Annotated in this window: 21 protein-coding genes; 15 read left to right on the top strand and 6 right to left on the bottom strand. The window is 60.6% G+C overall.

The annotated features are described in order from the left end of the window. Positions 1-205: 205 nt before the first annotated feature. Complete coding sequence (locus tag PL597_RS20640) at positions 206-1,054, bottom strand: LysR family transcriptional regulator (RefSeq protein WP_271366157.1); 849 nt, start codon at positions 1,052-1,054, stop codon at positions 206-208. A 103-nt stretch (positions 1,055-1,157) separates the two neighbouring features. On the opposite strand from PL597_RS20640, the gene PL597_RS20635 reads away from it, so the two are divergent. After that, the gene (locus tag PL597_RS20635; RefSeq protein ID WP_137410929.1) at positions 1,158-2,492 is read left to right on the top strand and encodes an aspartate aminotransferase family protein; all 1,335 of its coding nucleotides are present in this window, start codon (positions 1,158-1,160) and stop codon (positions 2,490-2,492) included. Here PL597_RS20635 and PL597_RS20630 read toward each other — a convergent pair. Both PL597_RS20630 and PL597_RS20625 read right to left on the bottom strand, forming a co-directional pair. Then, positions 2,489-4,594, bottom strand: coding sequence for a sensor histidine kinase (locus PL597_RS20630; RefSeq protein WP_137410928.1), 2,106 nt, complete (start codon positions 4,592-4,594; stop codon positions 2,489-2,491). The genes PL597_RS20635 and PL597_RS20630 overlap by 4 nt on opposite strands. Beyond that, the gene (locus PL597_RS20625) at positions 4,591-5,325 is read right to left on the bottom strand and encodes a response regulator transcription factor (RefSeq protein ID WP_137410927.1); all 735 of its coding nucleotides are present in this window, start codon (positions 5,323-5,325) and stop codon (positions 4,591-4,593) included. Before PL597_RS20625 ends, PL597_RS20630 begins: the two co-directional genes overlap by 4 nt. Before the next feature lie 239 nt (positions 5,326-5,564). Here PL597_RS20625 and PL597_RS20620 point away from each other — a divergent pair, with 239 nt between their 5' ends. The 4 genes from PL597_RS20620 to PL597_RS20605 all read left to right on the top strand — a co-directional run bounded on the left by PL597_RS20620 (position 5,565) and on the right by PL597_RS20605 (position 11,088). Further along, positions 5,565-6,563 carry an ABC transporter substrate-binding protein gene (locus PL597_RS20620; protein WP_271366160.1) on the top strand — a complete coding sequence of 333 codons (999 nt, stop codon included), beginning with the start codon at positions 5,565-5,567 and terminating at the stop codon, positions 6,561-6,563. Between the two features lie 111 nt (positions 6,564-6,674). Beyond that, positions 6,675-7,700, top strand: coding sequence for an ABC transporter substrate-binding protein (locus tag PL597_RS20615; RefSeq protein ID WP_271366155.1), 1,026 nt, complete (start codon positions 6,675-6,677; stop codon positions 7,698-7,700). 98 nt (positions 7,701-7,798) lie between these two features. Next, positions 7,799-10,030, top strand: coding sequence for an ABC transporter permease (locus PL597_RS20610; RefSeq protein ID WP_269835152.1), 2,232 nt, complete (start codon positions 7,799-7,801; stop codon positions 10,028-10,030). After that, positions 10,027-11,088 carry an ABC transporter ATP-binding protein gene (locus tag PL597_RS20605; protein ID WP_271366153.1) on the top strand — a complete coding sequence of 354 codons (1,062 nt, stop codon included), beginning with the start codon at positions 10,027-10,029 and terminating at the stop codon, positions 11,086-11,088. The genes PL597_RS20610 and PL597_RS20605 overlap by 4 nt, the downstream gene beginning before the upstream one ends. 75 nt (positions 11,089-11,163) lie before the next feature. On the opposite strand, the gene PL597_RS20600 is transcribed toward PL597_RS20605, so the two are convergent. Beyond that, positions 11,164-13,200, bottom strand: coding sequence for an NADH:flavin oxidoreductase (locus PL597_RS20600; RefSeq protein WP_269824540.1), 2,037 nt, complete (start codon positions 13,198-13,200; stop codon positions 11,164-11,166). Between the two features lie 139 nt (positions 13,201-13,339). Here PL597_RS20600 and PL597_RS20595 point away from each other — a divergent pair, with 139 nt between their 5' ends. The 4 genes from PL597_RS20595 to PL597_RS20580 all read left to right on the top strand — a co-directional run bounded on the left by PL597_RS20595 (position 13,340) and on the right by PL597_RS20580 (position 17,132). Further along, a complete protein-coding gene (locus tag PL597_RS20595) occupies positions 13,340-13,972 on the top strand; it encodes a TetR/AcrR family transcriptional regulator (RefSeq protein WP_162520551.1) in 633 nt (210 codons plus the stop codon). A 172-nt stretch (positions 13,973-14,144) separates the two neighbouring features. Continuing rightward, positions 14,145-14,819: a response regulator transcription factor gene (locus tag PL597_RS20590; RefSeq protein WP_271366152.1), complete on the top strand. Its 675-nt coding sequence runs from the start codon at positions 14,145-14,147 to the stop codon at positions 14,817-14,819. A gap of 35 nt (positions 14,820-14,854) precedes the next feature. Further along, the gene (locus PL597_RS20585) at positions 14,855-16,249 is read left to right on the top strand and encodes a sensor histidine kinase (protein WP_269824539.1); all 1,395 of its coding nucleotides are present in this window, start codon (positions 14,855-14,857) and stop codon (positions 16,247-16,249) included. Positions 16,250-16,502: 253 nt separating this feature from the next. Next, positions 16,503-17,132, top strand: coding sequence for an outer membrane protein (locus PL597_RS20580; protein ID WP_271366150.1), 630 nt, complete (start codon positions 16,503-16,505; stop codon positions 17,130-17,132). Positions 17,133-17,255: 123 nt separating this feature from the next. Here PL597_RS20580 and PL597_RS20575 read toward each other — a convergent pair whose 3' ends face one another. Both PL597_RS20575 and PL597_RS20570 read right to left on the bottom strand, forming a co-directional pair. Continuing rightward, complete coding sequence (locus tag PL597_RS20575) at positions 17,256-17,645, bottom strand: hypothetical protein (protein ID WP_271366148.1); 390 nt, start codon at positions 17,643-17,645, stop codon at positions 17,256-17,258. A gap of 130 nt (positions 17,646-17,775) precedes the next feature. Beyond that, positions 17,776-18,207, bottom strand: a complete 432-nt coding sequence (locus tag PL597_RS20570) for a MarR family winged helix-turn-helix transcriptional regulator (RefSeq protein WP_004433168.1) — start codon at positions 18,205-18,207, stop codon at positions 17,776-17,778. A 206-nt stretch (positions 18,208-18,413) separates the two neighbouring features. Here PL597_RS20570 and graD point away from each other — a divergent pair, with 206 nt between their 5' ends. Genes graD through PL597_RS20540 form a run of 6 tightly spaced genes read left to right on the top strand, consistent with a single transcriptional unit; the run spans position 18,414 to position 23,547 of the window. Beyond that, a complete protein-coding gene (gene graD / locus PL597_RS20565) occupies positions 18,414-18,953 on the top strand; it encodes an FADH(2)-dependent resorcinol hydroxylase reductase component (protein WP_077981341.1) in 540 nt (179 codons plus the stop codon). Between the two features lie 37 nt (positions 18,954-18,990). Continuing rightward, positions 18,991-20,220: an FADH(2)-dependent resorcinol hydroxylase oxygenase component gene (gene graA, locus PL597_RS20560; protein ID WP_271366147.1), complete on the top strand. Its 1,230-nt coding sequence runs from the start codon at positions 18,991-18,993 to the stop codon at positions 20,218-20,220. A gap of 46 nt (positions 20,221-20,266) precedes the next feature. Further along, complete coding sequence (gene tsdA / locus PL597_RS20555; RefSeq protein ID WP_077981343.1) at positions 20,267-21,250, top strand: gamma-resorcylate decarboxylase; 984 nt, start codon at positions 20,267-20,269, stop codon at positions 21,248-21,250. A gap of 3 nt (positions 21,251-21,253) precedes the next feature. Beyond that, on the top strand, positions 21,254-22,309 hold the full coding sequence (gene graC, locus PL597_RS20550) for a maleylacetate reductase (protein WP_269833955.1): 1,056 nt from the start codon (positions 21,254-21,256) through the stop codon (positions 22,307-22,309). A gap of 15 nt (positions 22,310-22,324) precedes the next feature. Then, complete coding sequence (gene graB / locus PL597_RS20545; RefSeq protein ID WP_137410914.1) at positions 22,325-23,212, top strand: hydroxyquinol 1,2-dioxygenase; 888 nt, start codon at positions 22,325-22,327, stop codon at positions 23,210-23,212. Beyond that, on the top strand, positions 23,209-23,547 hold the full coding sequence (locus PL597_RS20540; protein WP_137410913.1) for a YciI family protein: 339 nt from the start codon (positions 23,209-23,211) through the stop codon (positions 23,545-23,547). The genes graB and PL597_RS20540 overlap by 4 nt, the downstream gene beginning before the upstream one ends. Positions 23,548-23,577: the final 30 nt, after the last annotated feature.

Raw genomic sequence — 23,577 nt, 5'->3', positions numbered from 1 at the left:
AGATAGGCGCAGACATAGAAGCTCACAGCTGGTGAATAGTCATTACGCAATAGCTGAGCTCGCGCTACTGACGCCAGATGGGGTCAGCTTGCCGCTTACTGAAAACACTTCAGGTCTGCGCCTGCAATGATCGGCCCGATTTCCTGCCTTTTGTCACCTGAGATGGTGGAAAAGCCGGATATGCGGGTTGCGGGAACGCTCCAGGCTAAAGGCTGAGATCCGGAAGAACGGTGCGGATGTGGTTACCCAGCGCCCTGGCTGCTGAAGATGTCTGCGCGTCGGCAAACTCGATGGCAATGCCGATCGTCGGTAGGGGTGGTAGCCCGTTTTTGACGATATGAAGGTCGGCTGGAACGGCTGTCCTTGTCAGCACGCTGATGGCGTGGCCGGAACGCGCGATTGCGATGAGGCCGGAAAGGCTGTTGCTGGCGAAGGCGACGCGGTAGCGGCGATTGGCGGTTTCCATGGCGGCGCACGCCGCGCGGTGATCCAGCGTCACGGGCGCGGAGAGTGCGAGCGGCAGCACATCCTTGGCGAGGAGATCCGGCTCAGGCCTGTCCGCCACCCAGACGAAACTTTCCCTGCGGAGCACATCGCGGTGATCCGGATCGGATTGCGAAACCAGGGCCATGTCGATCTGGCGGCGCTGCAGGAGGGGACGCAATTCCGTCGTGGGCGCACAGACCATGCGCAGGTCGATTTTAGGGTAGGTGCCGAAGAAGCCTCTTAGCAGTTCCGGCAGGAAGGCAATGGAATAATCTTCAGGGCAGCCAAGGCTGACGGTTCCCTGCAGCGTCGCCTGGCCCATATCGGCAAGGATTTCGTCATGCCGGGCAAGCAGGGCGCTGGCATGGGCAAGCAGTCTCTCTCCCGCTGCGGTTACACGCACTCCAGAACCCGTTCGCTGCAGCAGGATATGGCCTACCAGCCCTTCCAGCCGCTGCATCTGCGTGCTGAGCGCAGATTGGGTGCGGCCAATCTGCATTGCGGCGACACTGATGGAGCTGGCGCGAGCGACGATGATGAAGTTCTTCAGCAGGGTGAGATCGAGCATGGCGATATCAAGATTATCGATACCGGAGTATAATACTATCAATTGGACTGAGGGGGCAATGGGTGGTTATGTTTCCGCAAGATAAACTTTTGGGGAATGTGCCATGGACAAGCCTGCGAAGACCTTCGCCTCGCTCAATGACGAACCGGCTTTCTGGGAGGCCGCCAATAAACATCTGACCCGCTACGGACCGGCCTTCGAGGAGATCATCGTCGAGCGGGCTGAGGGAAGTTTTGTCTATGATGCGGATGGGCGCGCCATTCTCGATTTCACCTCCGGCCAGATGAGCGCGTTGCTCGGGCATACCCATCCGGATATCGTCGCCACCGTCAACCGGCAGATGGCATCGGTCGCGCATCTATTCTCGGGCATGTTGTCTCGCCCGGTCGTCGACTTGGCGGCGCGGCTGGCGGCGCTTGCGCCTGGTCTCGATCGTGTGCAATTGCTGACCACCGGGGCTGAGTCCAACGAGGCGGCGATCCGCATGGCGAAGCTCGTGACCGGCGGGCATGAAATCGTCGCTTTCGCGCAGAGTTGGCACGGCATGACGGGCGCTGCGGCCTCCGCTACCTATAGTGCCGGCCGCAGGGGCTATGGCCCTGCCACGGCTGGCTCACTCGTTATTCCCGCGCCGAACGCCTATCGTCCGCGCTTCAAGAATCCCGATGGATCGAATGACTGGCAAGCGGAACTCGACGATGCCTTCGAACTGATCGATCGCCAGTCGACCGGCAATCTTGCCGCCTTCATTGCCGAACCGATCCTGTCGAGTGGCGGTATCCTCGAACTGCCGGTCGGCTATCTCGCTGCGCTAAAGAAAAAGTGCGAGGAGCGCGGCATGCTGCTCATCCTCGATGAAGCCCAGACCGGTGTTGGCCGAACCGGGCATATGTTCGCCTTCCAGCGCGATCGTGTGACCCCCGATATCATGACGCTGTCGAAGACACTCGGCGCTGGCCTGCCGCTTGCGGCGGTGATGACGAGCGCGGAGGTCGAACAGAAGGCCTTCGAGAGGGGTTTCCTGTTCTATACGACCCATGTTTCCGATCCCCTGCCGGCGGCTGTCGGCGTGACGGTTCTCGATGTGGTGGCACGCGATGGGCTGGTGGAACAGGCGATTGCCCGCGGAAACCGTTTGAAGCAGGGGTTGCTCTCGTTGCAGCAGCGCTTCGAATGCGTTGGTGACGTGCGCGGGCGCGGGCTTTTACTCGGACTTGAAGTCGTCGCCGACCGGCATACGAAAGCCCCGGGTTTCGAACTCGGTGCACGCATCATGCAGGAGGCGATGTTGCGTGGCCTCAGCATGAACATCGTCAAGCTGCCCGGCATGGGCGGCGTCTTCCGCATTGCGCCGGCGTTGACGGTATCGGAGCCGGAAATCGATCTCGGGCTGGAGATACTGGCGGATTCGATCGAATCCGCACAGCTTGCCCGCTAGGTGTGGCCGGCATTTGCCGGGAAGGTCAGTTCAACCCTTGCGCCTTCGCCGGGTCTGGAAGTGATATGCGCTTCGCCGCCGCTCTGGCGCACGAAACCGTAGACCATGGCGAGGCCGAGACCTGCGCCGCCATGGTCGCCCCGCGTGGTGAAATAGGGCTCGAAGGCCTTGTCCACGGCCTCCGGCGTCATGCCGATGCCCTCGTCGGCGACGGCGATCACCAGCGAATCTTTGCCCGAAGCGGCCTCGATTGAAATCAGGCCGCCATCGGGCATGGCGGCTGCGGCGTTCAGGCAGAGATTGAGGATGGATTGTTCGAAAAGGGCCGGGTCCAGCGGTATCGAGGGAAGATCGTCATCGATATGGAGCGCGATCCGGCATTTGGGGCCGACAGCGATTTCGAGAATATCGGCCATGCCGCGCAGCAGGCTGGCGACATTGATGACGCTTGGATGTATCGGTTGCTGGCTGCCGATGGTAAGCATGCTGCTGGCCAGAGAGCGGCCGCGATCCGCCGCCTTGCGGATGCGGGCGATGTGCCGCTTCTGGCGGTCGTTGAAACCGGCCTCCCGCTCCAGAAGACCGAGGCTGCCGGTGATGATGCCGATCATGTTGCCCACCTCATGGCTGACCTGGTGGGTCATGCGCATGATGCCATCAAGTCTCTGGGCTTTGACGGCTTCCGCTTCCTGGCGATCGAGCGCGGTCACATCGCGGGCGAGCAGCACGATGCCGCCGTCCGGCTGGCGCGACATCGATACTTCGATCACCCGCTGATCGTCAGTGCGGTGGCGCAGGACTGCGCGGTCGAGCAGTTCTCCCCGCTCTGCCTCGAAGGGTAGCAGGGCCGGGTCGATTTCCGGGATCGGCTCGACAAACCGGCGAAGCGGCAGTTTTCGCGATGAGCCGGAGCGTCCGACGAGTTCGATGATGCGGCGGTTCATGGTGATGGGCCTGCCGGCCGGATCGAAGAGTGCTATTCCCTCATTCATGGTGCGGAATGTCGAGCGGATGGTCCGGGCTGCCGCTTCCGCCGTGCGCCTGAGGCGCGAGACGCGGTCGACGCTGTCATGGAAGGCGCGAAACGCATCGAGCAGCCGGATCAACTCCGTCTCGGGACCAGTATACGAGGGCGGGCCGACATCCTTATTTCCTTTCGCAAGGGCATTCATGCCGTTGGAGAGCGTCACTATCCCGCGCGAGACACGCATCACTGAGCGGATCGAGAAGATCGCCACGATGAGAACCAGAAGCGAGGCGACGGCGACAATGATCAACAGTCGGTTGAGAGCATCGGAGGTCGAAATCAGGTCTTCGTTCAGCCTGCGCGCAACCGCATCGCCCTGGGTCTCGGTTGCGTGGGAAAGATCGCGCGACACGGTGTGAAGACGGGACACCGAGGCACGGATGGCGAACATTTCCAGGAGGTAGCGGCTCTGGGCCTCGAAGACCCGCTCATAGGGGTGCAGCTCGGACACGGGCAGGCGTTCGCCGGGATAGCCCTGTTGGCGCGCTGTTGTTTCCGCCACGTAACGGCGGCGCAGTTCACCAAGCTGGAAGAGGCTGTCGGATGCGGATGCGGCCTGCACGATGCCGTTCATTCGCCGGCGCAGTTCCGGATCTAGGATGCCCTGACCGGTGGCGATTTCGCCGAGTGCTGCTGCCGCTTCCGCTTTATGGCCCTGTGCCGCATCGGCATCCTTCGCAAGATCGAGCGTCTGTTCCCGGATAATCTGGAGGAGTTCAACGATGCGTTCGCTGGCAAAGCCGCGGGTAATCCGTTCGCCGCCGCCCGATCCTGTCATTTCGAGCAAAATATCGACCTGCTGGACCACCGAGCGGCTTTCGCTGGAAACGCGGTAGGGTGAGGCGGCGTTCATCAGAAACGGTGCGCTGGAGACGAGATCGGAGACCTGACGCGAGACCAGCGACGCCTTGGCGAGACTGGAGAAGGCCTGCAACCCATAAGCCGCCATTTCATCGCGGGCGCGCTGCAGACCATAAATGGCGATGGCGGAAAGGCTGAAGACGAGGAGGCAGGTAAAGACGATCGCAAAGGGCAGGCGGAAGGCGATGGAGGACAGGAAGGAGCGGCTGATCACGGGGAAAGCTCGCCCTCGTCGGTATGCAGGACATAACCCTTGCCGCGCCGCGTCTTGATGTGGCGCGGCAGGTCGGGGTTTATCTCGATCTTGCGCCTGAGCCGCAAAACCAGCACGTCGACATTTCGGTCGATATAGCGGTCGCTTTCCGAACCCAGCCTGTCGAGGATCTGGGAGCGGCTGACGGGCTGGTTGGGTGTTTGCGCCAGTATTTCCAGCAGCGCGAATTCCGCAGTCGTCAGCGTTCGGCTATGATCACTCAGGCAGACCGCCCGGCGGGCGTCGAGATCGATCGCCCAGTCGCCAAGGCACAGCGCCCCGCGCCCTTGATCGCTGTCCTTGTCCTGTTTCAGCGAAGGGATCGTTCGCCGCAGGACGGCCTTGATCCGGGCGGTGAGTTCGATCGGTTCGAAGGGTTTGACAACATAATCGTCGGCGGCCGTTTCCAGACCGAGAACCCGGTCAGCGGCGCTGCCGGCGGCGGTGACCATGACGATACCGATGTCGATCTGGCTGCGCAGCCGCTGGGCGAAGGTGCGTCCGGACGTGCCGGGCAGATTGTGATCGACGAGCACAAGCTGCATCCTTTCGCGCGCCAATATCTCGTCCGCCTCCTCGGCGGAGCGCGCGCAGGTGGGCAGCCAGCCCTCCGCCTCAATGAGGTCCGAGATGAGCTCGGCCATATCCGGATCGTCCTCGACGATCAGAATGCGAACCTTCTGATTAAGCACTGCACTTTCCTCCCATCACCATCATAGGCATGGCAGCGGCGATCTTCAAAGGCTCGCTGGTTATCGCTGCTGTCATAAATGTAATATCTGTAATCTTGTTCGGCGGTGCGGTGAAAGATTGGTAACCATTCTTCGATTGCGGTGCGGGCTGGATGTGACATGCTGTTGGTGGAGACTGGAACGGGGAGGTTCCAGGCAGGGAGGCTTAATTGAAAGCATTGACCGCACTTGCGGCGAGCATGGTCCTATGGCTGTGCGGCGCAGGGCATGGCATGGCCGAGCCGAAGTTGAACGTCCTGTGCGGCGTCGACGAGGCCTGGTGTTTGACCATGAAGCAGGCTTTCGAAGCCAAGACCGGTCTCGAGATTTCGATGGTGCGAAAGAGCACCGGTGAAATCCTCGACCAGATTCGCGCCGAACGATCCCATCCCACTGTCGATGTCTGGTGGGGCGGTACCGGCGACACCCATTTGCAGGCCGGCTCGGAAGGGTTGCTGGATGAATACCGGCCCGTCCACCAGCAGGATTTGTTGCCCTGGGCGCAGAATTTCTCGGTAATGTCGGGATCGCGGTCTGCGGGAATTTATGCTGGCGCGCTGGGTTTTGCCTATAATTCGGAAATGCTTGCGAAGAACAATCTGCCAGCGCCGACCTGCTGGAAGGACCTGGCGAAGGATGTCTATCGCGGCCATATCCTGACCGGCAATCCGAACTATTCCGGTACGGCCTTCACCATGCTGGCCACCCTCGTCCAGCTGTTTGGCGAGGAGGAGGCTTTCGGTTTCATGGCGAAACTCAACCAGAATGTCGTGAGCTATACCAAGGTGGGCGCTGCGCCCGTCAAAGCGGCGGCGCGGGGCGAGATCATGATCGGGATTTCCTTCATGCATGATGCCGTGACCCAGAAGATCGAAGGTTTTCCGCTGGTCATCGTCGCGCCGTGCGAGGGCACCGGTTATGAAATCGGGGCTGTGAGCATCGTCAAGGGCAATCGCAATTCGGCCCTTGCACAGGATTTCGTGGAATTTGCGCTGAGCCCGGAAGGGCAGGCGACCGGGGCCCAGGCCGGCCAGAACCAGGTGCCTTCCAATGCCCGGGCGACATTGCCGCTGACCGCACCTGACATATCGATGATCAAGATGGTGGATTACGATTTCGCCACCTTCGGACAGCCGGAAGAGCGAAGTCGGTTATTGAGCCGCTTCGACAGCGAAATCCACCCCACCCAGACCCAGTAGGGCCAAAACCAACATCCCGAAGAGACAGCGCGTGCTGCAAGACGCCGCGACCGGCAGCGCCATGTCTGCGCGCGGCCCAAGAATTCAGACGCAAGCTACAGGAGGATAACCATGCGACTGACGATATTTTCCACCCTGCTTTTTGCCGGCACGGCACTCAGCGCCGTTTCCGCGCAGGCGGCGGGCGAACTCAACCTGATCTGCTCGGCCGATGTCGTCATCTGCGAGCAGATGAAGGGCGATTTCGAAAAGACGCATGACATCAAGGTCAATATGGTGCGCCTGTCTTCAGGCGAGACCTACGCCAAGATTCGCGCGGAAGCCCGCAATCCGAAGACAGACATCTGGTGGGCCGGCACCGGCGATCCGCATATGCAGGCGGCATCCGAAAACCTGACGCTCGAATACAAGTCGCCGATGCTGGACCAGTTGCAGGACTGGGCCGTGAAGCAGGCGGAAAGCACCGGTTACAAGACTGTCGGCGTTTATGCCGGTGCACTTGGCTGGGGCTACAATACCGAAATCTTCAAGTCCAAGGGTTACAAGGAGCCGAAGTGCTGGGCCGACCTGCTGGCGCCGGAGCTGAAGGGCGAAATCCAGATCGCCAATCCTAATTCGTCCGGCACCGCCTATACGGCGCTCGCGTCGCTCGTGCAGATCATGGGCGAGGATCAGGCGATTGATTATCTGAAGAAGCTTAACGCCAATATCTCGCAATATACCAAGTCGGGTTCTGCGCCGGTCAAGGCGGCGGCGCGCGGAGAAACGGCGCTTGGCATCGTCTTCATGCACGATGCGGTGGCGCAGACGGCGGAAGGCTTTCCGGTCAAGTCCATCGCGCCGTGCGAAGGCACGGGCTACGAGATCGGCTCGATGTCGATCATCAAGGGCGCCCGCAATCTCGACAATGCGAAGATCTGGTACGACTGGGCGCTGAAGCCCGAAGTCCAGTCGCGCATGAAGGACGCCAAGTCCTTCCAGCTTCCCTCCAACAAGACGGCGGAAGTGCCGAAGGAAGCGCCGAAGTTCGAGGATATCAAGCTCATCGACTATGACTTCAAAACCTATGGCGATCCGGCCAAGCGCAAGTCGTTGCTGGAGCGTTGGGACCGCGAAGTCGGTGCGATCGCAAACTGATCTGAACCACTGATCTGAACTCAGGCGACAGGCATCCCGGCTTTTTAAGCCGGGGTGTCCGCCACTCTTTCATCGGCATGAAACAAGCGAGGTCGGCCATGACACGTGGCAATCGCAGGCTGGACATCGTCCTGGCGCTCGGGGCTTTTGCCCTCATTCTTCTCCCCTGGTATCGCATCGAAGGCGGCTTTTTCAGCTTCCGCTGGCTGTCCGGATTTTTCTCTTCGGCCAGCGATGCGCCCGGTGTGCTGCAAATATTGTCCTATGGAAAACCATGGCTCGTCGGCATCGTCCTCTTTTTCCTTGCCGCGTGCCTTGTTCGGCCGATGCGTGATCCAATGCGGCGTGGCGGGTTGCTTGCCTTCATCGGCGGCGCCGGTCTCTTTTTCCTCGCCTTGCAGGGGCTGGCGATCGGCTTCAGCGGCTGGACCTGGACGGCGAGCGAAAACCTCTTCGGCATGCTTGCCGACGGCCAACCCTCCATGGGCGCCGGCGCCGTCGTCATGTCGCTTGTCTTCGTGCTTCTCTTTGCCTTCGGGCTTGCAGAACGCGGAGTCATGAAAGGCGACGCCTTTGTCGTCGCCGCCATTTCTGTTCTGGTCTTCCTCGTCGCGGTTTTTGTCTTCTATCCGATCGGCAGCATGCTGATCGCGTCCGTTCAGGATTTCGACGGCTCCTTCAATGCCGATGGTTTTATTCGCAATATTCAGGATCCCGGCATCTGGAGCCTTGGCTGCGTTACGGGGGAAGAGCGTTGCGGCGTTGCCTGGCGCACGCTGTTTCTTGCCCTGATGACGGCTTTCGGTTCGACCGTGCTCGGTCTCGGCTTTGCTCTGATCGCCACCCGCACGCGCTTTCCTTTCAAGAAGGGCCTGCGCCTTCTCACCGTTCTGCCGATCATCACGCCGCCTTTCGTCATCGGACTCGCGTTGACGCTGCTTTTCGGCCGTGCCGGTGTTGTCACCGAATGGCTTTCTTACCTCTTCGGCATAGAACCGGGCCGCTGGCTTTACGGCATGACCGGCATCTGGATCGCACAGGTTCTGTCCTTCACGCCCATCTCGTTTCTGGTGCTGATCGGCGTGGTCGAAGGCGTCAGCCCGTCAATGGAAGAAGCCTCTCAGACGTTGCGCGCCGACCGCTGGCGCACCTTCTGGCGGGTGTCTCTGCCGTTGATGAAGCCCGGTCTCGCCAATGCCTTCCTGATCGGCTTCATCGAGAGCATGGCGGATTTTGGCAATCCGCTGGTGCTCGGCGGCACGCATGGCGTGTTGTCGACGGAAATCTTCTTTGCCGTCGTCGGCTCACAGAACGATCCGTCCCGCGCTGCGGTTCTGGCGATCATCCTGCTGTGCTTCACGCTTTCGGCCTTCCTTGCCCAGCGCTTCTGGCTGGCGGGCAAGAATTTTGCGACGGTGACGGGCAAGGGTGACAGCGGCGCGCATATCGCGCTTCCGCGTGGCCTGTCCATCGGCGTCCACGCTGTCGTCGTGCCGTGGATGGTCTTCACCATCGTTGTTTATGGCATGATCCTTGTGGGCGGTTTCGTGAAGACCTGGGGTCTCGACAATTCCCTGACCCTAGACCACTACGTCCGCGCCTTTTCCATCAGCTTCTCCAATGGCTCGATTGCCTGGACAGGCGTTGCCTGGAATTCGTTCTGGACGACCATGAAGATCGCATTGGTTTCCGCACCGCTGACCGCCGCCGTCGGTCTTTTGACCGCCTATATCATCGTGCGGCAGAAATTTGCCGGGCGGAACCTCTTCGAATTCGCGCTAATGATGAGCTTTGCCATTCCCGGCACGGTCATCGGCGTCAGCTACATCATGGCCTTCAACCTGCCGCCGGTGGAAATGACGGGATCGGCACTCATCCTCATCGCTTGCTTCGTGTTCCGCAACATGCCGGTCGGCGTGCGCGGCGGCATTGCGGCGATGAGCCAGCTCGACAAGAGCCTCGACGAGGCCTCGCTGACGCTGCGGGCCAATAGTTTCCGCACCATCCGCAAGGTCATCCTGCCGCTCTTGAGACCCGCAATCACGGCCGCGCTGGTCTATTCCTTCGTGCGCGCCATCACCTCCATCAGCGCTGTCATCTTCCTCGTCAGCGCCGAATACAACATGGCGACCTCCTATATCGTCGGCCTTGTCGAGAACGGTGAATATGGGGTGGCGATCGCCTATTCCTCCATGCTGATCGTGGTGATGATCACCGTCATCACAGGCTTCCAGCTCATTGTCGGCGAGCGTCGCCTGCGGCGTGAAAACCGCGTCGCCGGCCTGCCCTCCGCTTCCTCCGTTCCTCTTGCCCAGGAGAAAACCGCATGATTTCCGTAAAGCCCGGCTCCGTCACCTTTCAGAATGTCCGCAAGACCTTCGGCGCCTTCACCGCCATTCCCGACCTGTCGCTCACCATTGAGCCCGGCACGCTGGTGACGCTGCTCGGTCCCTCCGGCTGCGGCAAGACGACGACGCTGCGCATGCTGGCGGGCCTCGAGCATCCGACCTCGGGCCGTATCCTCATCGGCGACAAGGATGTGACCATGCTGCCTGCCAATGAGCGCGATGTCTCGATGGTCTTCCAGTCCTATGCGCTTTTCCCGCATATGACGGCGCTCGACAATGTTGCCTACGGCCTGCAATCCTCCGGGCTGCGCAAGGCGGAAGCGCGGGAAAAGGCGGAAGAGGGTTTGAAGCTTGTCGGCCTTGCCGGCATGGGGCATCGCCTGCCCGCCGAACTTTCCGGCGGGCAGCAGCAGCGTGTCGCGGTCGCCCGCGCTCTGGTGCTCGAGCCGCAGGTTCTGCTGCTCGATGAGCCGCTTTCCAACCTCGATGCCCGCCTTCGCCGCCGGGTCCGCACGGAAATCCGCGAATTGCAGCAGCGGCTTGGCTTTACTGCCGTCTATGTGACGCATGATCAGGATGAGGCGCTGGCTGTTTCCGACCGGATCATCGTGATGAAGGATGGCGAGATCGCTCAGTCGGGTGCGCCACGCGATCTTTACGAAGCCCCGGCCTCCGCCTTCATCGCCGATTTCATGGGCGAGGCGAATGTTGTCGGCTGCGAAGTGATCAGCATTGAGGGTTCGGACGCACTGATCCGCGTTGGCAGCATCGATCATCGGGTTTCGGCGCGCAACGCAAAACCCGGCCCGGCGAAACTTGCTGTGCGTCCCGGCTCGATTTCCATCGGACAGCTTGGCGGGCCGGGCCTTGCTGGCCGGGTGCTGCACAGCGCCTACCTCGGCGGTCACGTCGAATATGAGGTGGAAACCGATATCGGTACGCTTTTCATTGTCGACCATGCCGTGGAGACCAGCCTGCCGGCAGCGAGCAATGTGACGCTGGGGTTCAAGAACAGGGGCATTGCCTTGATTCAGGCTTGAAGCCGCTCCTGCACTCAGGATTACATGGCGACAGAGGCAGATTTGTTCTGCCTCTGTCCGTCGGGAGCGCCGGTCTCAAATATCCTTTGCCAGACGCAGCGCGTCGTAGATCGCCGCATGGGTATTGCGCGCGGCGACCGCATCGCCGATCCGGAAGAGCCGGTAGGCGCCTTCCGGGTTGCGCTCAACCGTCTGGGCCGTTCCCGCAAGCAGGGCGTCATAGGAGATTTCGCCAAGGTTCTTTGAACCGGGCTTGAGTTCGAAATAAAGGTCATCCAGCGGGATCGTGCCGTGGTTGACGACGATCTGGTCGACGGTTCTCGATTTCGCCACGCCGCCATAGTCGCTGCCGACATGGGCGACAAGCTGGTTGCCATTTCTTTCGGCCGCTTCCAGCCGGTAGGTAACGGTGAAGGTGACGTCGAGCTTTTGCAGCGAGCGCATATAGGGAACGAGGTTCATGGCCATGACTTCCGGGGCGAAGGAGCGATCAGGCGTCATGATCTCCACTTTCGCCCCGGCTTTTGCGAGGAATTCGGCGGCCTGCAGACCTGCATGGTCGCCGGCATCGTCAAAAACCAGCACATTCGTTCCCGGTTTGACGTCCCCGGAAATGATATCCCATGCCGAGACGACGAGATCGGCGCCGCTGGAAAGCACATCGGTGTGCGGCAGACCGCCGGTGGCGATGATAACGACGTCAGGGTTTTCCGAAAGAACCGTGTCCGCTTCGGCCCAGTTGTTGAAGTGGAAGGTGACGCCCAGCCTTTGACACTGGCTCATGCGCCAGTCGATGATGCTGATCATTTCCCGGCGGCGTTCGCTTTGCGCGGTTAGCCGGATCTGGCCGCCGGGATTGTTGGCGGCCTCGAACACAACGACCTCATGGCCGCGTTCGGCACAAACGCGCGCGGCCTCGAGCCCGGCCGGACCGGCGCCGACGATCACCACCTTCCGGCGCTCCGCCGCTTTGGGTATCTCGTGCGGCATGGTTTCCTCACGGCCCGTTGCCGCATTGTGAATGCAGAAGGCGAGACCGCCCTGATAGATGCGGTCGAGACAATAATTGGCGCCCACGCAGGGGCGAATATCGTCCTCGCGTTTTTCCATGATCTTGCGCACGATATGCGGGTCGGTCATGTGGGCGCGGGTCATGCCCACCATGTCCACCTTGCCGGCGGCGATGGCGTGGCGGGCGGTGGCGACATCGGGGATCTTGGCGGCGTGGAAGGTTGGGAAACTGGTCGCGGCGCGGATTTCACCGGCGAAATCGAGATGCGGCGCGTTGGCCATGCCTTGGATTGGGATGACGTCGGTCAGGCCGGGGTCGGTATCGATATGGCCCCTGATGACATTGAGATAGTCGATCAGGCCGCTATCCTTCAATCGTCTGGCAATTTCGATGCCCTCTGCCTTTCCGGTGCCGCCCTCAAGACATTCGTCGGCGGTATAACGGACACCGAGGATGAAATCGTCGCCCACGCGTTCGCGCATCGCCCTGAAGACGTCGAGACAGAAGCGCAGGCGGTTTTCGAGCGGGCCGCCATAGGGACCGTCCAGTTCATTGGTCAGCGGCGAGACGAACTGGTCGATCAGATGGCCATAGGCTTCCAGCTCCACGCCGTCCATTCCGCCCGCCTTCATGCGTTCGGCGGCGTCGGCGAAGTCCTTGATGATACGCTCGATATCCCAGTCCTCGATCTTCTTCGGAAAAGCCCGATGCGCCGCTTCGCGATGATGAGACGGCGCAAGGATTGGCAGCCAGTCCCCCTTGTCCCAGCGGGTGCGGCGGCCGAGATGTGTGAGCTGGATCATGATCGCCGCACCCTGTTCATGCACGGCGTCGGTCATTTCCCGGATCCATGGGACGATTTCATCCTTATAGGCGAGCAGATTGTTGAAGACGGGCGGGCTGTCCCTGGAGACAGCGGCGGAACCGGCTGTCATTGTCAGCGCAACGCCGCCCTTTGCCCGCTCCACCGTGTAGGCGCGGTAACGTCCCTTCGGCATGCCATCCTCGGGATAGGCGGGTTCGTGCGATGTGACGATGATGCGGTTGCGCAGCGTGAGGTGTTTTAGCTGGTAGGGCTGCAGAAGTGGATCGCTCGACATAGCCTGCTCCAAAAGGTTTCTATCTCAAGGCTAAGCGTTAATGTACACTTGTGTCAATTTACAAAGCACAATTGTCTTTCTTTTCGACATGGGTGTACATCCGCTTGTCGCGAAGAGGCCTATTTGCTACGAACTCGTTATGGAAGCGACATTGAACGACACCGGTTGGCGTGGATCGCAGGAGGGGTGGCTTGAGGCCGCCTATCAGGCTTTGCTGGAATCGGGCGTGGATTCCGTCAAAATCCTGCCGTTGGCGAAGAAGCTAAATCTGTCGCGCACGAGTTTCTACTGGTTCTTCAAGGACCGGGAGGAATTGCTGGCCGCGCTCGTCGCCCGCTGGCGGGAAAAAAACACCGGAAACATCGTCACGCAATCCGAAGCGTACGCCGAGACGATGGCCGAAGCCATGCTGAATGTTTTCGATTGCTGGCTGGATTCCTCGCTCTTCGACAGCAGATTTGAGTTCGCCGTTCGAAGCTGGGCTCTTCAGTCCGATGAGATCCTTGCGGAAGTTCGCAAGGCTGACGAGATGAGAATGGCGGCGCTTTCACGCATGTTCGTGCGGTTCGGTCACAATGAAAACACGGCGGATGTGCGTGCCCGGACCACCTATCTGGTGCAGATCGGCTACATTTCCATGCAGTCCGAGGAAGATGTGGCGGTGCGGATGCAGAGGATTCCAGACTATATCGCCATCTATACCGGTGAGATGCCGCAGCAGCGCGAGCTTGACCGGTTTTATGCGAGACACGGGTACAGACCGGGTTCGTAAACCTTAGGCGACGCGTCCATAAGACCTCCCTTTTGCGAAAACACACGCAATGCCGTCGGATTTTGGCAGGCAGGGTGGTAGAAGATGAACTGTCCGTGCGTCCTCGTGCAATGTAGCTGCAACATTCAGCGAACAGTGATGAGGGTGGCAAGGATTCATCTGGGGAACGTCATTGCGTATCTTGCTTCTTGAGGATGAACCCGAAATGGCGCGCGCGCTTCTTGAAGCCCTGCGTCGGCGCGATGTGCTTGCCGATCATGTCCGCACCATCAGCGATGCTGAAGCCCTTGCGCGGGACGGGTCTTACGATGTTCTGGTTCTGGATCGCCGCCTTCCCGATGGCGAGGGGCTGAATCTGGTGGCTTCGCTTCGCCGGAGCAGGCATTCCGTGCCTATCCTTGTTCTGACGGCGCTTGGAAGTGTCGATCACCGTGTCGACGGGCTCGATGCCGGAGCGGATGATTATCTTGCCAAGCCCTTTGCAATCGAGGAGCTGCTCGCTCGCCTCAGGGCTCTGCATAGACGCGGCCCTTCTCTTTCCGACAAATATGCGCATTTCGGAAATCTGAGCATCGATCCGCGCAGCAATGAGGTCAGCATTGCCGGCTCCATCATCGAGTTGCGGCGTCGGGAATATCTGGTGCTGGAGGCGCTGCTGCGTCGTCCGAACCGCATCGTCACGCGGGCGAACCTGATCGAGGCGGCCTATACGCTCGATGACGAGATCGAGTCCAACGCTCTCGATGCGCACATTTCCCGTATCAGGAAGAAGCTGGCGCAGGCGGAAGCCTCGGTGGAGATAAGGGCCGTGCGGAATATCGGTTATCTCGTCCGGTTGAAGACATGACACAGGAGCGCAATCGATTCCTGCGATGGGGGCTGATGAAGCGCCTTTTCGCATTGCAGGCGTTTCTGCTCGTGCTTTTCGTCATCCTTCTCATAGGCTGGATATGGATCATTGATCCGCGGCTCGAAGGTGCGAATGAAGAGGCCGCCCGCATCGTCGCGGAGAGCGTGACGAAGGATGGACAGGGCAGGCCGCAACTTTCGGCGACGCCGGAGCTGGCGGAGCTGAAACGGCGCTATCCGAATCTCTGGTTTGTGGTGCGGGACGCCAAGGACATCGTCTTGCAATACGGCGTTGTTCCGGCGTCTGCCCTGTCGGCGGCTTTTCCCTGGAGTTTTGACCGCGCGCGGCTGGAGGCGGCCGGTACAGTGCGCGCCACCGTGGAAAACCGCGATACATCCGCCGGGCGGCTTCAGTTCATTGCCGGGACGGAGGAAGGAATTCCCAATGACGGGCTGAGTATCTGGATCAATGTTCAGCTGGATCTGGAGAAGGATGCCGAGGGCGCCATCCGCTGGCTGACCGTGCTGCCAGCGCTGGGTTTCATCATCCTCATCGCCGTCGTGCCCATGCTGATCCTGACGGGCATCGCGACACTGCTCGTGACCCCTCGGGCGGTCGGCCGCTCTTTGAGCGGGCTGATGGAAACCGTCAAACAGGCGCAGTCCATCGATTTCGAGAACCGGTCTGAGCGGATCGACCGTTCGAAAGTTCCCCTTGAAATCATCCCGCTGGTGGATGCCTTCAACGTCGCGCTGTCGAGGCTCGATGACGGGTATAATCGCCGCAACCGCTTTCTTGCCGATGCGGCGCATGAACTGCGGACTCCGATCGCAATCGTACGCACCAGAGCCGACCTCTTGCCCGATGATGCACTGAGCCGCCAGATCAGGGCCGATATCGACCGTTTGACCCGCGTTGCGCAGCAGCTGCTGGAAATGCAGGCGGTGGGTGCGGTGAAACTGCCGGCTGAGCCGCGCGATCTCAATAGGCTTGTCGAGCGCATCGCGACCGATCTCGCCCCGATTGCGATGGATGCCGGTTACGAATTCGATTTCGAGCCAGGCGTGGGCGACGTCGTTTTCACGGTGCAGACTTCGATCATCGAGATGGCGGTCGTCAATCTCGTGCGCAACGCGATAGACCATGCCGGTGGCAAAGGCGCAATTACGATCCGGATCGATCCGGCCGGAGCCATCGAGGTCTGCGATGAAGGGCCGGGCATAGCCGTTTCGGAGCGCGGGCAGGTATTCGAGCCGTTTCACCGTATCAACACGAATTCGCCCGGAGCAGGCCTTGGGTTAAATCTGGTCCAGAAGGCCGCCGAGCTTCATCGCGGCCGCGTTCTGTTCCTCGATCTCAATCCCGGCTTCTGTGTCCGGCTCGAGATTCGATCGATAGTTTCCAAAGGGGCTGCGACCGCGCGCTGATAGTGAAATTTCTTACGATTCGGTTAAGAAAACACATCCAAACCATTTAAATAAATAAATAATTTCTAATAAAATTCGCCCGATGTAATGCAGACGCAATTCTCGTGGGGAAAATCCCCTTATCTGCTGAACGCATCCGCATGTCATGTCGGCTGGCGCAGCAGACTAACGGGAGCCGGTTTCCGGTTCTTCAACGCGAACTGAAACTTGGCTGCGCCACAAGATGGCGCATCGGTTTCGTCTGGAGTCATTCATGTCGATCATCAAGAAATCGCTTGTCGCCGTGACCATCGCCGTCGCGGTTGCAGGCAATGCCTACTCCGCTGATCTCACCAACTACAATACGCAGCAATCCTTCGATTATGGCAATACGCCAGCCTTCTCCTGGGGCGGGGCCTATGTGGGTGTGCATGGTGGCGTCTCCTCCCCGAAATTCAACCCACTGGCCAGCGGCCGCGGCCTGACGGGCGGTGTGCAGGCCGGGTATAACTTCCAGTTCGGTTCGGGCGTGGTCGGTGCGGAACTCGAAGGGTCCTATCTCGGGAACGAGGCGCGTGTGCCGAACGGCCGGTTGCGGGAGCGTTTCCGTGGCGCGGCCAAGATGAAGGCCGGCGTGGCGCTTGACCAGACGCTCATTTACGGCACTGCCGGCCTGACCACGACGAAGTTCAAGGACGGCAATGGCGTGACGGGTCCCGATGGCTGGAAACAGGGTTATCTGGTCGGGGCAGGCGTTGAACAGAGCTTCGGCGGCGGCCTGTCGGCAAAGTTCGAATATAATTATGTGAGCACAGGAAATGTGGCCACGACGACATCCAGCGGCAGGTCGAAGACCGATGTCAGCGATCATGTTATCAAGGCCGGTCTGAACTATCGTTTCTAATCGGCCCGTTCATGACAGGCCCAGGGAGAATTTTCAAAAGAACGCCGCCGCTTTCGAGGTGAAGGCGGCGGTACAATAACATGGACCGCAAAACAGGCGGCGCCAGATGAAATCCGGAAATGATCATTCGCATTCAAGCGACGGCTGCCGGAAACTTGTTACGTACCACTCGTTGCCGGAACTGCGCGTATAGAACGTATAATAGCAATCGATGCGTTCGACATAACCTGGCGTTTCCTCCACTTCATATCGCTCACCGCGCCGCGTTGTCCGCACCTCGCCACTCGATGACCCGGAAACAACCTGTGTCTTTTTCTTCCGCCATTGAAAGGCCTGCTGGCCGGGGCCCAGACTATAAATATTGTCTGGCGGCCCATAGTCCAGCATCACGCTGGTAATGGGCGCGCCAATATAGCTTTTCATGACGGTTGAGGCGCAGGCCGTGAGCAGCATGGACGCGCTGGCGATAAGGATGATTGCTGTCGGGACTGCGAGTGAGGCTCTGCTGGACATGGGAATTCCTTTCAGCTGCGGGGACATACCGCAGGGATAGGAACAGCTTGTTGCAAGTACATTGCACGGCAAGATCGCTGGGCGGGCCGTGACTGCCGGTTGGTCTTAGCTAGTTCGCCGGCTATCTGTGTCAGAGGCCGGCAATGTTGCGGCCGATATGGCGCAGTATGCTTTTGAAGAGTTTTACTTCGGCCGGGTCGAGGCCTTCGATCGCGGTTTTTTCGAACATGGCGGCGATGGGCATGAGTTCATCGGCCAGTTCCTCGCCCTTCGGGGTGAGGGTGATGCGCACGATGCGCGCATTGTCGAGCGGTCGTTCGCGGCTGACGAGGTTACGCCGGACCATCAGCCCCACCAGCCGGGAAAGCGTGGAAATCTCCACCGACACCATGTCCGAAAGCTCGGTCAGCGTCTTGCTCTCCTGTTGCCGCAACGTGGCCAGCACCCGGTACATCGGCAGGGTGATGTCATAGGAGGCCAGTCTCACGGAAAAGCGCTCGCCAAGCCGAACGCCCACCCAGTTGAGCAGGTAGGGTACCGAGTCGGTGAATTGATAGGACACGAGCAAATCCCCGTTTGAGAGCCATCTGCGCCGATGCTGATGTGCGCCTATCGGCTGTACCGGCACAATCCATCCGTTTCAATAGCTTCGCCCCATAAGACGGGGGAATGCGGCGTTCTCCCTTTCACAAAAAATGGCGAAGAACATTTGCATTGACAAACGTTGCAAATGCAAATAAATAAGAGCACAGGATTTGGGAGGATCTCATGACATCAGCATTGTTTGGCCTCGGCAGCCTTGCGCCCGAAGGCGTCGGTCAGAATTTCCGTTCAACGATGCGCCGTTTCCCGGCGACTGTGACGATTATTACGGCCTGTGCTTCGGGTGATCAGCGCGATCACGGCATGACGGTCACGGCCGTCACTTCGGTCTCGATGGAGCCGCCATCCCTGCTGGTCTGCCTGAACAATCGCACCCTGCTGCATGAGCTGTTGCTGTGCCGGCCCGATTTCATCGTCAATGTGCTGACGCAGGATCAGATTGCCCTATCGGATGCCTTTAGCGGCAAGGTGTCGCCGGAAGAGCGTTTCCGCGACGGTCAATGGCATCGCCACGACAATGGCGTTCTCTATCTGCCCACGGCCCATGCCGCCATCGCCTGCCGCCGGGTCGCGGCCATGCCTTACGGAACCCATACCGTTTTCATCGGGCAGGTTGTTTCGGCCGATGTCAGCGAGGTGACACGGCCGCTGCTTTACGAAAACGCCCAATATTGCGCGGCAAGCCCCTCGCACGAACCTGCCTGAATTTCCGCGATCAGAGCATTCCCGCAAGGAGACAATCATGAACGATATGAGCCATGCGCCGCAGCCGGTGCAAACGAACCCGCGTGCCCGCCTCGCCAGCCGCGTTGCCGGCATAGCCGATCTTTTCCGGGCGAGCGCCAGACAGACGGAGGAGGCCCGGCGCGTTCCCGCCAGCCACATCGAGGCGCTTCGCGGCATCGGTTATTTCGATATCGTCAAGCCCTGCGCCTTCGGCGGCAAGGGCGGAGATTTCGCCGAGTTGGTCGAGGCCAATATCGAGCTTTCGGCCGCCTGTGCGTCGACCGGCTGGGTCGCCGGCCTGCTGTCGGCCCATCAATGGCTGCTGGCGATGTTTCCGGAAGAGGCGCAGGCCGATGTCTGGGGTGAAAACCCCGACGCACTGCTGTGCGGTTCGTATGCGCCGGTGAAGATGGCGGAGCTTGCCGATGGCGGTTATCGCCTGAGCGGCAAATGGGCCTTCGCCTCAGGCTGTGAGAACGCGCAATGGTCCCTCTGCGCCGCCATCCTGCCGCCGCAGGGCGAGGGAAAGCCGGTTCCGGCCTTCTTGCTCGTTCCCGCCGGGCAATATGTGATTGAGGACACCTGGCACGTGGTGGGCCTGGCCGGCACGGGTTCCAAGACGCTCGTTCTCGATGATGTCTTTATTCCCAAACACCGGGTTCTGACCTTCCCCGACGCCACCAGTGGGAAGACGCCCGGCGGGCATTATTATGCGGAGGAAGGCCTGTTCAACATGCCGCTTCTGACCGGAATCCCCTCCTGTCTCGCGGCGGCGGGCGTCGGTGCGGCGAGGGGCGCGCTTGCCGCCTATGTCGATCACGTCGGCAGCCGGGTGACGCGCGGTGCGGTGGCGGGCGGCAATAATCGCATGGCCGAATTTCCAACCATCCAGCTGCGCGTCGCGGAAGCAGCGGCGAGCGTCGATGCGGCTTGCGAAATATTGCTGCGCGATGTCGCCCGGGCGCAGGCGCTTTCGCAGGCGAGGATCGAAGGTCGGGCGGAGTTTACCGTGGATGACCGCCTTCTCAGCCGCCGCGGCCAGTCCTTTGCGGTGTCTCTCGCCCTGCGCGCCGTGCAGGCGCTCAACGATTCCACCGGCGGCGTCGGGCTCGATCTTTCCAACCCGGTGCAGCGGGCGTGGCGCGATGCCAATGCGGTCGGCCGCCATATCAGCATGAACTGGGACGCCGTCGGCACCATGATCGGTCAGAGCATGCTCGGGCTGGAACCCAAGGGCCAATATTGATCGCTTCTCAGGCGGCAAATCATACAGTGAATTCGGAGGAAATAACATGCAAGGCAAGGTCGCTCTCGAGGAGCATTTCGCAATCCCGGAAACTCTTCAGGACTCGGCCGGTTTCGTACCCGGCGACTACTGGAAGGAATTGCAGCACCGCCTGCTCGACATTCAGGATACGCGCCTGAAGCTGATGGATGCGCATGGCATCGAAACCATGATCCTGTCGCTGAACGCACCGGCGGTGCAGGCAATCCCCGACAGGAAGAAGGCGATCGAAATCGCGCGGCGGGCGAATGACGTGCTTGCCGAAGAATGCGCCAAGCGGCCGGATCGCTTCCTTGCCTTCGCAGCATTGCCTTTGCAGGACCCGGATGCGGCGACGGAGGAATTGCAGCGCTGTGTCAACGATCTCGGTTTCGTCGGCGCGCTCGTTAACGGCTTCAGCCAGGAGGGCGATGGGCAGACGCCGCTTTATTACGACCTGCCGCAATATCGCCCGTTCTGGGGCGAAGTCGAAAAGCTCGACGTGCCTTTTTACCTGCATCCGCGCAATCCGCTGCCCCAGGACTCTCGCATTTATGACGGCCATCCCTGGCTGCTCGGCCCCACCTGGGCTTTCGCGCAGGAAACGGCTGTGCATGCGCTGCGTCTGATGGCGTCCGGCCTGTTCGACGAGCATCCGCGCCTCAACATCATTCTCGGCCATATGGGCGAGGGCCTGCCCTACATGATGTGGCGTATCGACCACCGCAATGCCTGGGTGAAGCTGCCGCCGCGTTATCCGGCCAAGCGCCGTTTCGTGGATTATTTCAACGAGAATTTCCACATCACCACCTCGGGCAATTTCCGCACCCAGACGCTGATCGACGCCATCCTGGAAATCGGCGCCGACCGCATTCTGTTTTCCACGGACTGGCCCTTCGAGAATATCGACCATGCCTCCGACTGGTTCAACGCGACGACCATTGCCGAGGCCGACCGGGTGAAGATCGGCCGCACCAATGCGCGCCGCCTGTTCAAACTCGACGGGAACTGACCCATGCAGCCGTTCGTCTACACGGCCGCGCCCGCCCGCATCGTTTTCGGGGCGGGCAGCTCGGCGGGCGCGGCGGAGGAAATCCACCGCCTTGGCCTGTCGCGGGCGCTGGTGCTTTCCACGCCGCAGCAGAAGGGCGACGCGGAGGCGCTTGCCGCCCGGCTCGGCCGGCTTGCTGCCGGCGTCTTCTCCGATGCGGCCATGCATACGCCGGTCGAGGTGACGAAAAACGCGGTCGAAGCCTATCGCGCCGCCGGTGCGGATTGCGTCGTGGCGCTCGGCGGCGGTTCCACCACCGGCCTCGGCAAGGCCATTGCGCTGCGCACCGATGCGGCGCAGATCGTCATCCCAACCACCTATGCCGGTTCCGAGGTGACGCCCATTCTCGGCCAGACGGAAAACGGGGTGAAGACCACCATCCGCGGGCCGGAAATCCTGCCGGAAGTGGTGATTTACGATGCGGAACTGACGCTTGGGTTGCCGGTCGACATCAGCATGACGAGCGGGCTGAACGCCATGGCGCATGCGGCGGAGGCGCTTTATGCGCAGGACCGCAATCCCATCGCCAGCCTGATGGCGGCCGAGGGGCTGCGGGCGATGATCGGAGCCCTTCCCGGCGTGAAGGCCGAGCCGCGGGATATCGAGGCGCGCGAAACCGCGCTTTATGGTGCATGGCTGTGCGGCTCGGTGCTTGGCGCCGTCGGCATGTCGTTGCATCACAAGCTTTGTCACACGCTGGGCGGCAGTCTCGATCTGCCACATGCGGAAACCCATGCGGTGCTTCTGCCGCACACCATCGCATATGTGGAACAGGCGGTGCCGGATTTGCTTGCACCCCTTGCCGCTCTTGTCGGCGGCAGGGCAGGGGCGGGGCTTTATGATTTCGCCGCCCGACTTGGCGCGCCGGCAAGCCTTGCGGCTCTCGGGGTCCGGTCGGACGATCTCGATCCCATGGCAGAGCTTGCAACGGCCAATCCTTACTGGTGCCCGCGGCCAATCGAAAAAACTGCGATCCGCGACCTTTTGCAACGCGCCTTCGAGGGCACGCGGCCGGAGTAACGGGAGGAGGAGACGATGGATATGAAGATGAGCAATGATGACGGCTACTTCATCGAGGAACGTTCGGCTGAAACCGTGATCGCGCGCATGCGCGATTGTGACGATCCGCGTTTGAAGGAAATCATGGCGGTCGTAACACGCAAGCTGCATGAGGCGGTGAAGGAAATCGAACCGACTGAGGAGGAGTGGATGAAGGCCATTCATTTTCTCACCGAGGTCGGCCAGATCTGCAATGAATGGCGGCAGGAATGGATCCTGTTTTCCGATATTCTCGGCGTCTCCATGCTGGTTGACGCCATCAACCATCGCAAGCCGAGCGGTGCGTCGGAATCGACCGTTCTCGGCCCCTTCCATGTGGCCGATGCGCCGGAAATGCCGATGGGTGCAAACATCTGCCTCGATGGCAAGGGCGAGGATATGGTGGTCACCGGCCGCATCCTCGATACCGAGGGGGCGCCGGTCGCCGACGCGCGCATCGATGTCTGGCAAGCCAATGACGAAGGTTTTTACGATGTGCAGCAGAAGGGCATCCAGCCCGATTTCAACCTGCGCGGCGTCTTCATCACCGGCGAGGACGGGCGCTACTGGTTCCGGGCCGCCAAGCCGAAATATTATCCGATCCCGGATGACGGTCCGGTCGGGCAGCTGTTGCGCGCCATGGGGCGGCATCCCTACCGGCCGGCGCACTTGCATTATATCGTCTCGGCGGAAGGCTTTACCACGCTCGTCACGCATATCTTCGATCCCGATGACCCCTATATCCGTTCGGATGCGGTCTTCGGCGTAAAAGAAAGCCTGCTTGCCGATTTCCAGCGGGTTGACGATGCGCGGAAGGCGAAAGAACTGGGTTTTACCAACGATTGGTTCTGGTCGGTGAACCATGATTTCGTACTTGCCAGATGAGCGGCCCGAGAAACCCAACACGGCTTTACGTGCGTTTCGCCGAAAGCGATCCCGCTACGGCTTCGCAACGTGCAGCCCATCTGGACGCCCACAAGGCCCACCTGCGCAATGGCGACGCGATGGCCGACGGTTTTAGAATTCTCGCTTCCGGCCCAATGAGCGCCGTTTCCGGCGTCTCATCGGCCGCGCTTGTCATTGCCGAAGCTCTCTCGATCGAGGACGTCATCGCTTTCAGCGAGGCCGACCCCTTCGTCATTCACGGTGTCTATAACAGGATTCGTATTTTGAACTGGACGCCGACGCTGTCGACGATTTCCGGGTTGGAGGCCGGCTAAAATTTCGTCGGCGCGGTGCGCTTGGCAGTG

This window comes from Agrobacterium sp. ST15.13.013 (assembly GCF_027956525.1).
GTDB lineage: Bacteria > Pseudomonadota > Alphaproteobacteria > Rhizobiales > Rhizobiaceae > Agrobacterium > Agrobacterium salinitolerans.
This window is presented reverse-complemented; position numbering and strand designations above follow the sequence as displayed.

Bases quoted from the DNA above. Each gene is read 5' to 3' on its own strand.
- PL597_RS20600 (WP_269824540.1), bottom strand. From the start codon at position 13,200: ATGTCGAGCGATCCACTTCTGCAGCCCTACCAGCTAAAACACCTCACG.
- PL597_RS20640 (WP_271366157.1), bottom strand. From the start codon at position 1,054: ATGCTCGATCTCACCCTGCTGAAGAACTTCATCATCGTCGCTCGCGCC.
- graA (WP_271366147.1), top strand. From the start codon at position 18,991: ATGAACGATATGAGCCATGCGCCGCAGCCGGTGCAAACGAACCCGCGT.
- PL597_RS20580 (WP_271366150.1), top strand. From the start codon at position 16,503: ATGTCGATCATCAAGAAATCGCTTGTCGCCGTGACCATCGCCGTCGCG.
- PL597_RS20615 (WP_271366155.1), top strand. From the start codon at position 6,675: ATGCGACTGACGATATTTTCCACCCTGCTTTTTGCCGGCACGGCACTC.
- tsdA (WP_077981343.1), top strand. From the start codon at position 20,267: ATGCAAGGCAAGGTCGCTCTCGAGGAGCATTTCGCAATCCCGGAAACT.
- PL597_RS20635 (WP_137410929.1), top strand. From the start codon at position 1,158: ATGGACAAGCCTGCGAAGACCTTCGCCTCGCTCAATGACGAACCGGCT.
- PL597_RS20575 (WP_271366148.1), bottom strand. From the start codon at position 17,645: ATGTCCAGCAGAGCCTCACTCGCAGTCCCGACAGCAATCATCCTTATC.
- PL597_RS20595 (WP_162520551.1), top strand. From the start codon at position 13,340: ATGGAAGCGACATTGAACGACACCGGTTGGCGTGGATCGCAGGAGGGG.
- PL597_RS20585 (WP_269824539.1), top strand. From the start codon at position 14,855: ATGAAGCGCCTTTTCGCATTGCAGGCGTTTCTGCTCGTGCTTTTCGTC.
- graC (WP_269833955.1), top strand. From the start codon at position 21,254: ATGCAGCCGTTCGTCTACACGGCCGCGCCCGCCCGCATCGTTTTCGGG.
- graD (WP_077981341.1), top strand. From the start codon at position 18,414: ATGACATCAGCATTGTTTGGCCTCGGCAGCCTTGCGCCCGAAGGCGTC.
- PL597_RS20540 (WP_137410913.1), top strand. From the start codon at position 23,209: ATGAGCGGCCCGAGAAACCCAACACGGCTTTACGTGCGTTTCGCCGAA.
- PL597_RS20610 (WP_269835152.1), top strand. From the start codon at position 7,799: ATGACACGTGGCAATCGCAGGCTGGACATCGTCCTGGCGCTCGGGGCT.
- PL597_RS20620 (WP_271366160.1), top strand. From the start codon at position 5,565: ATGGTCCTATGGCTGTGCGGCGCAGGGCATGGCATGGCCGAGCCGAAG.
- PL597_RS20605 (WP_271366153.1), top strand. From the start codon at position 10,027: ATGATTTCCGTAAAGCCCGGCTCCGTCACCTTTCAGAATGTCCGCAAG.
- graB (WP_137410914.1), top strand. From the start codon at position 22,325: ATGGATATGAAGATGAGCAATGATGACGGCTACTTCATCGAGGAACGT.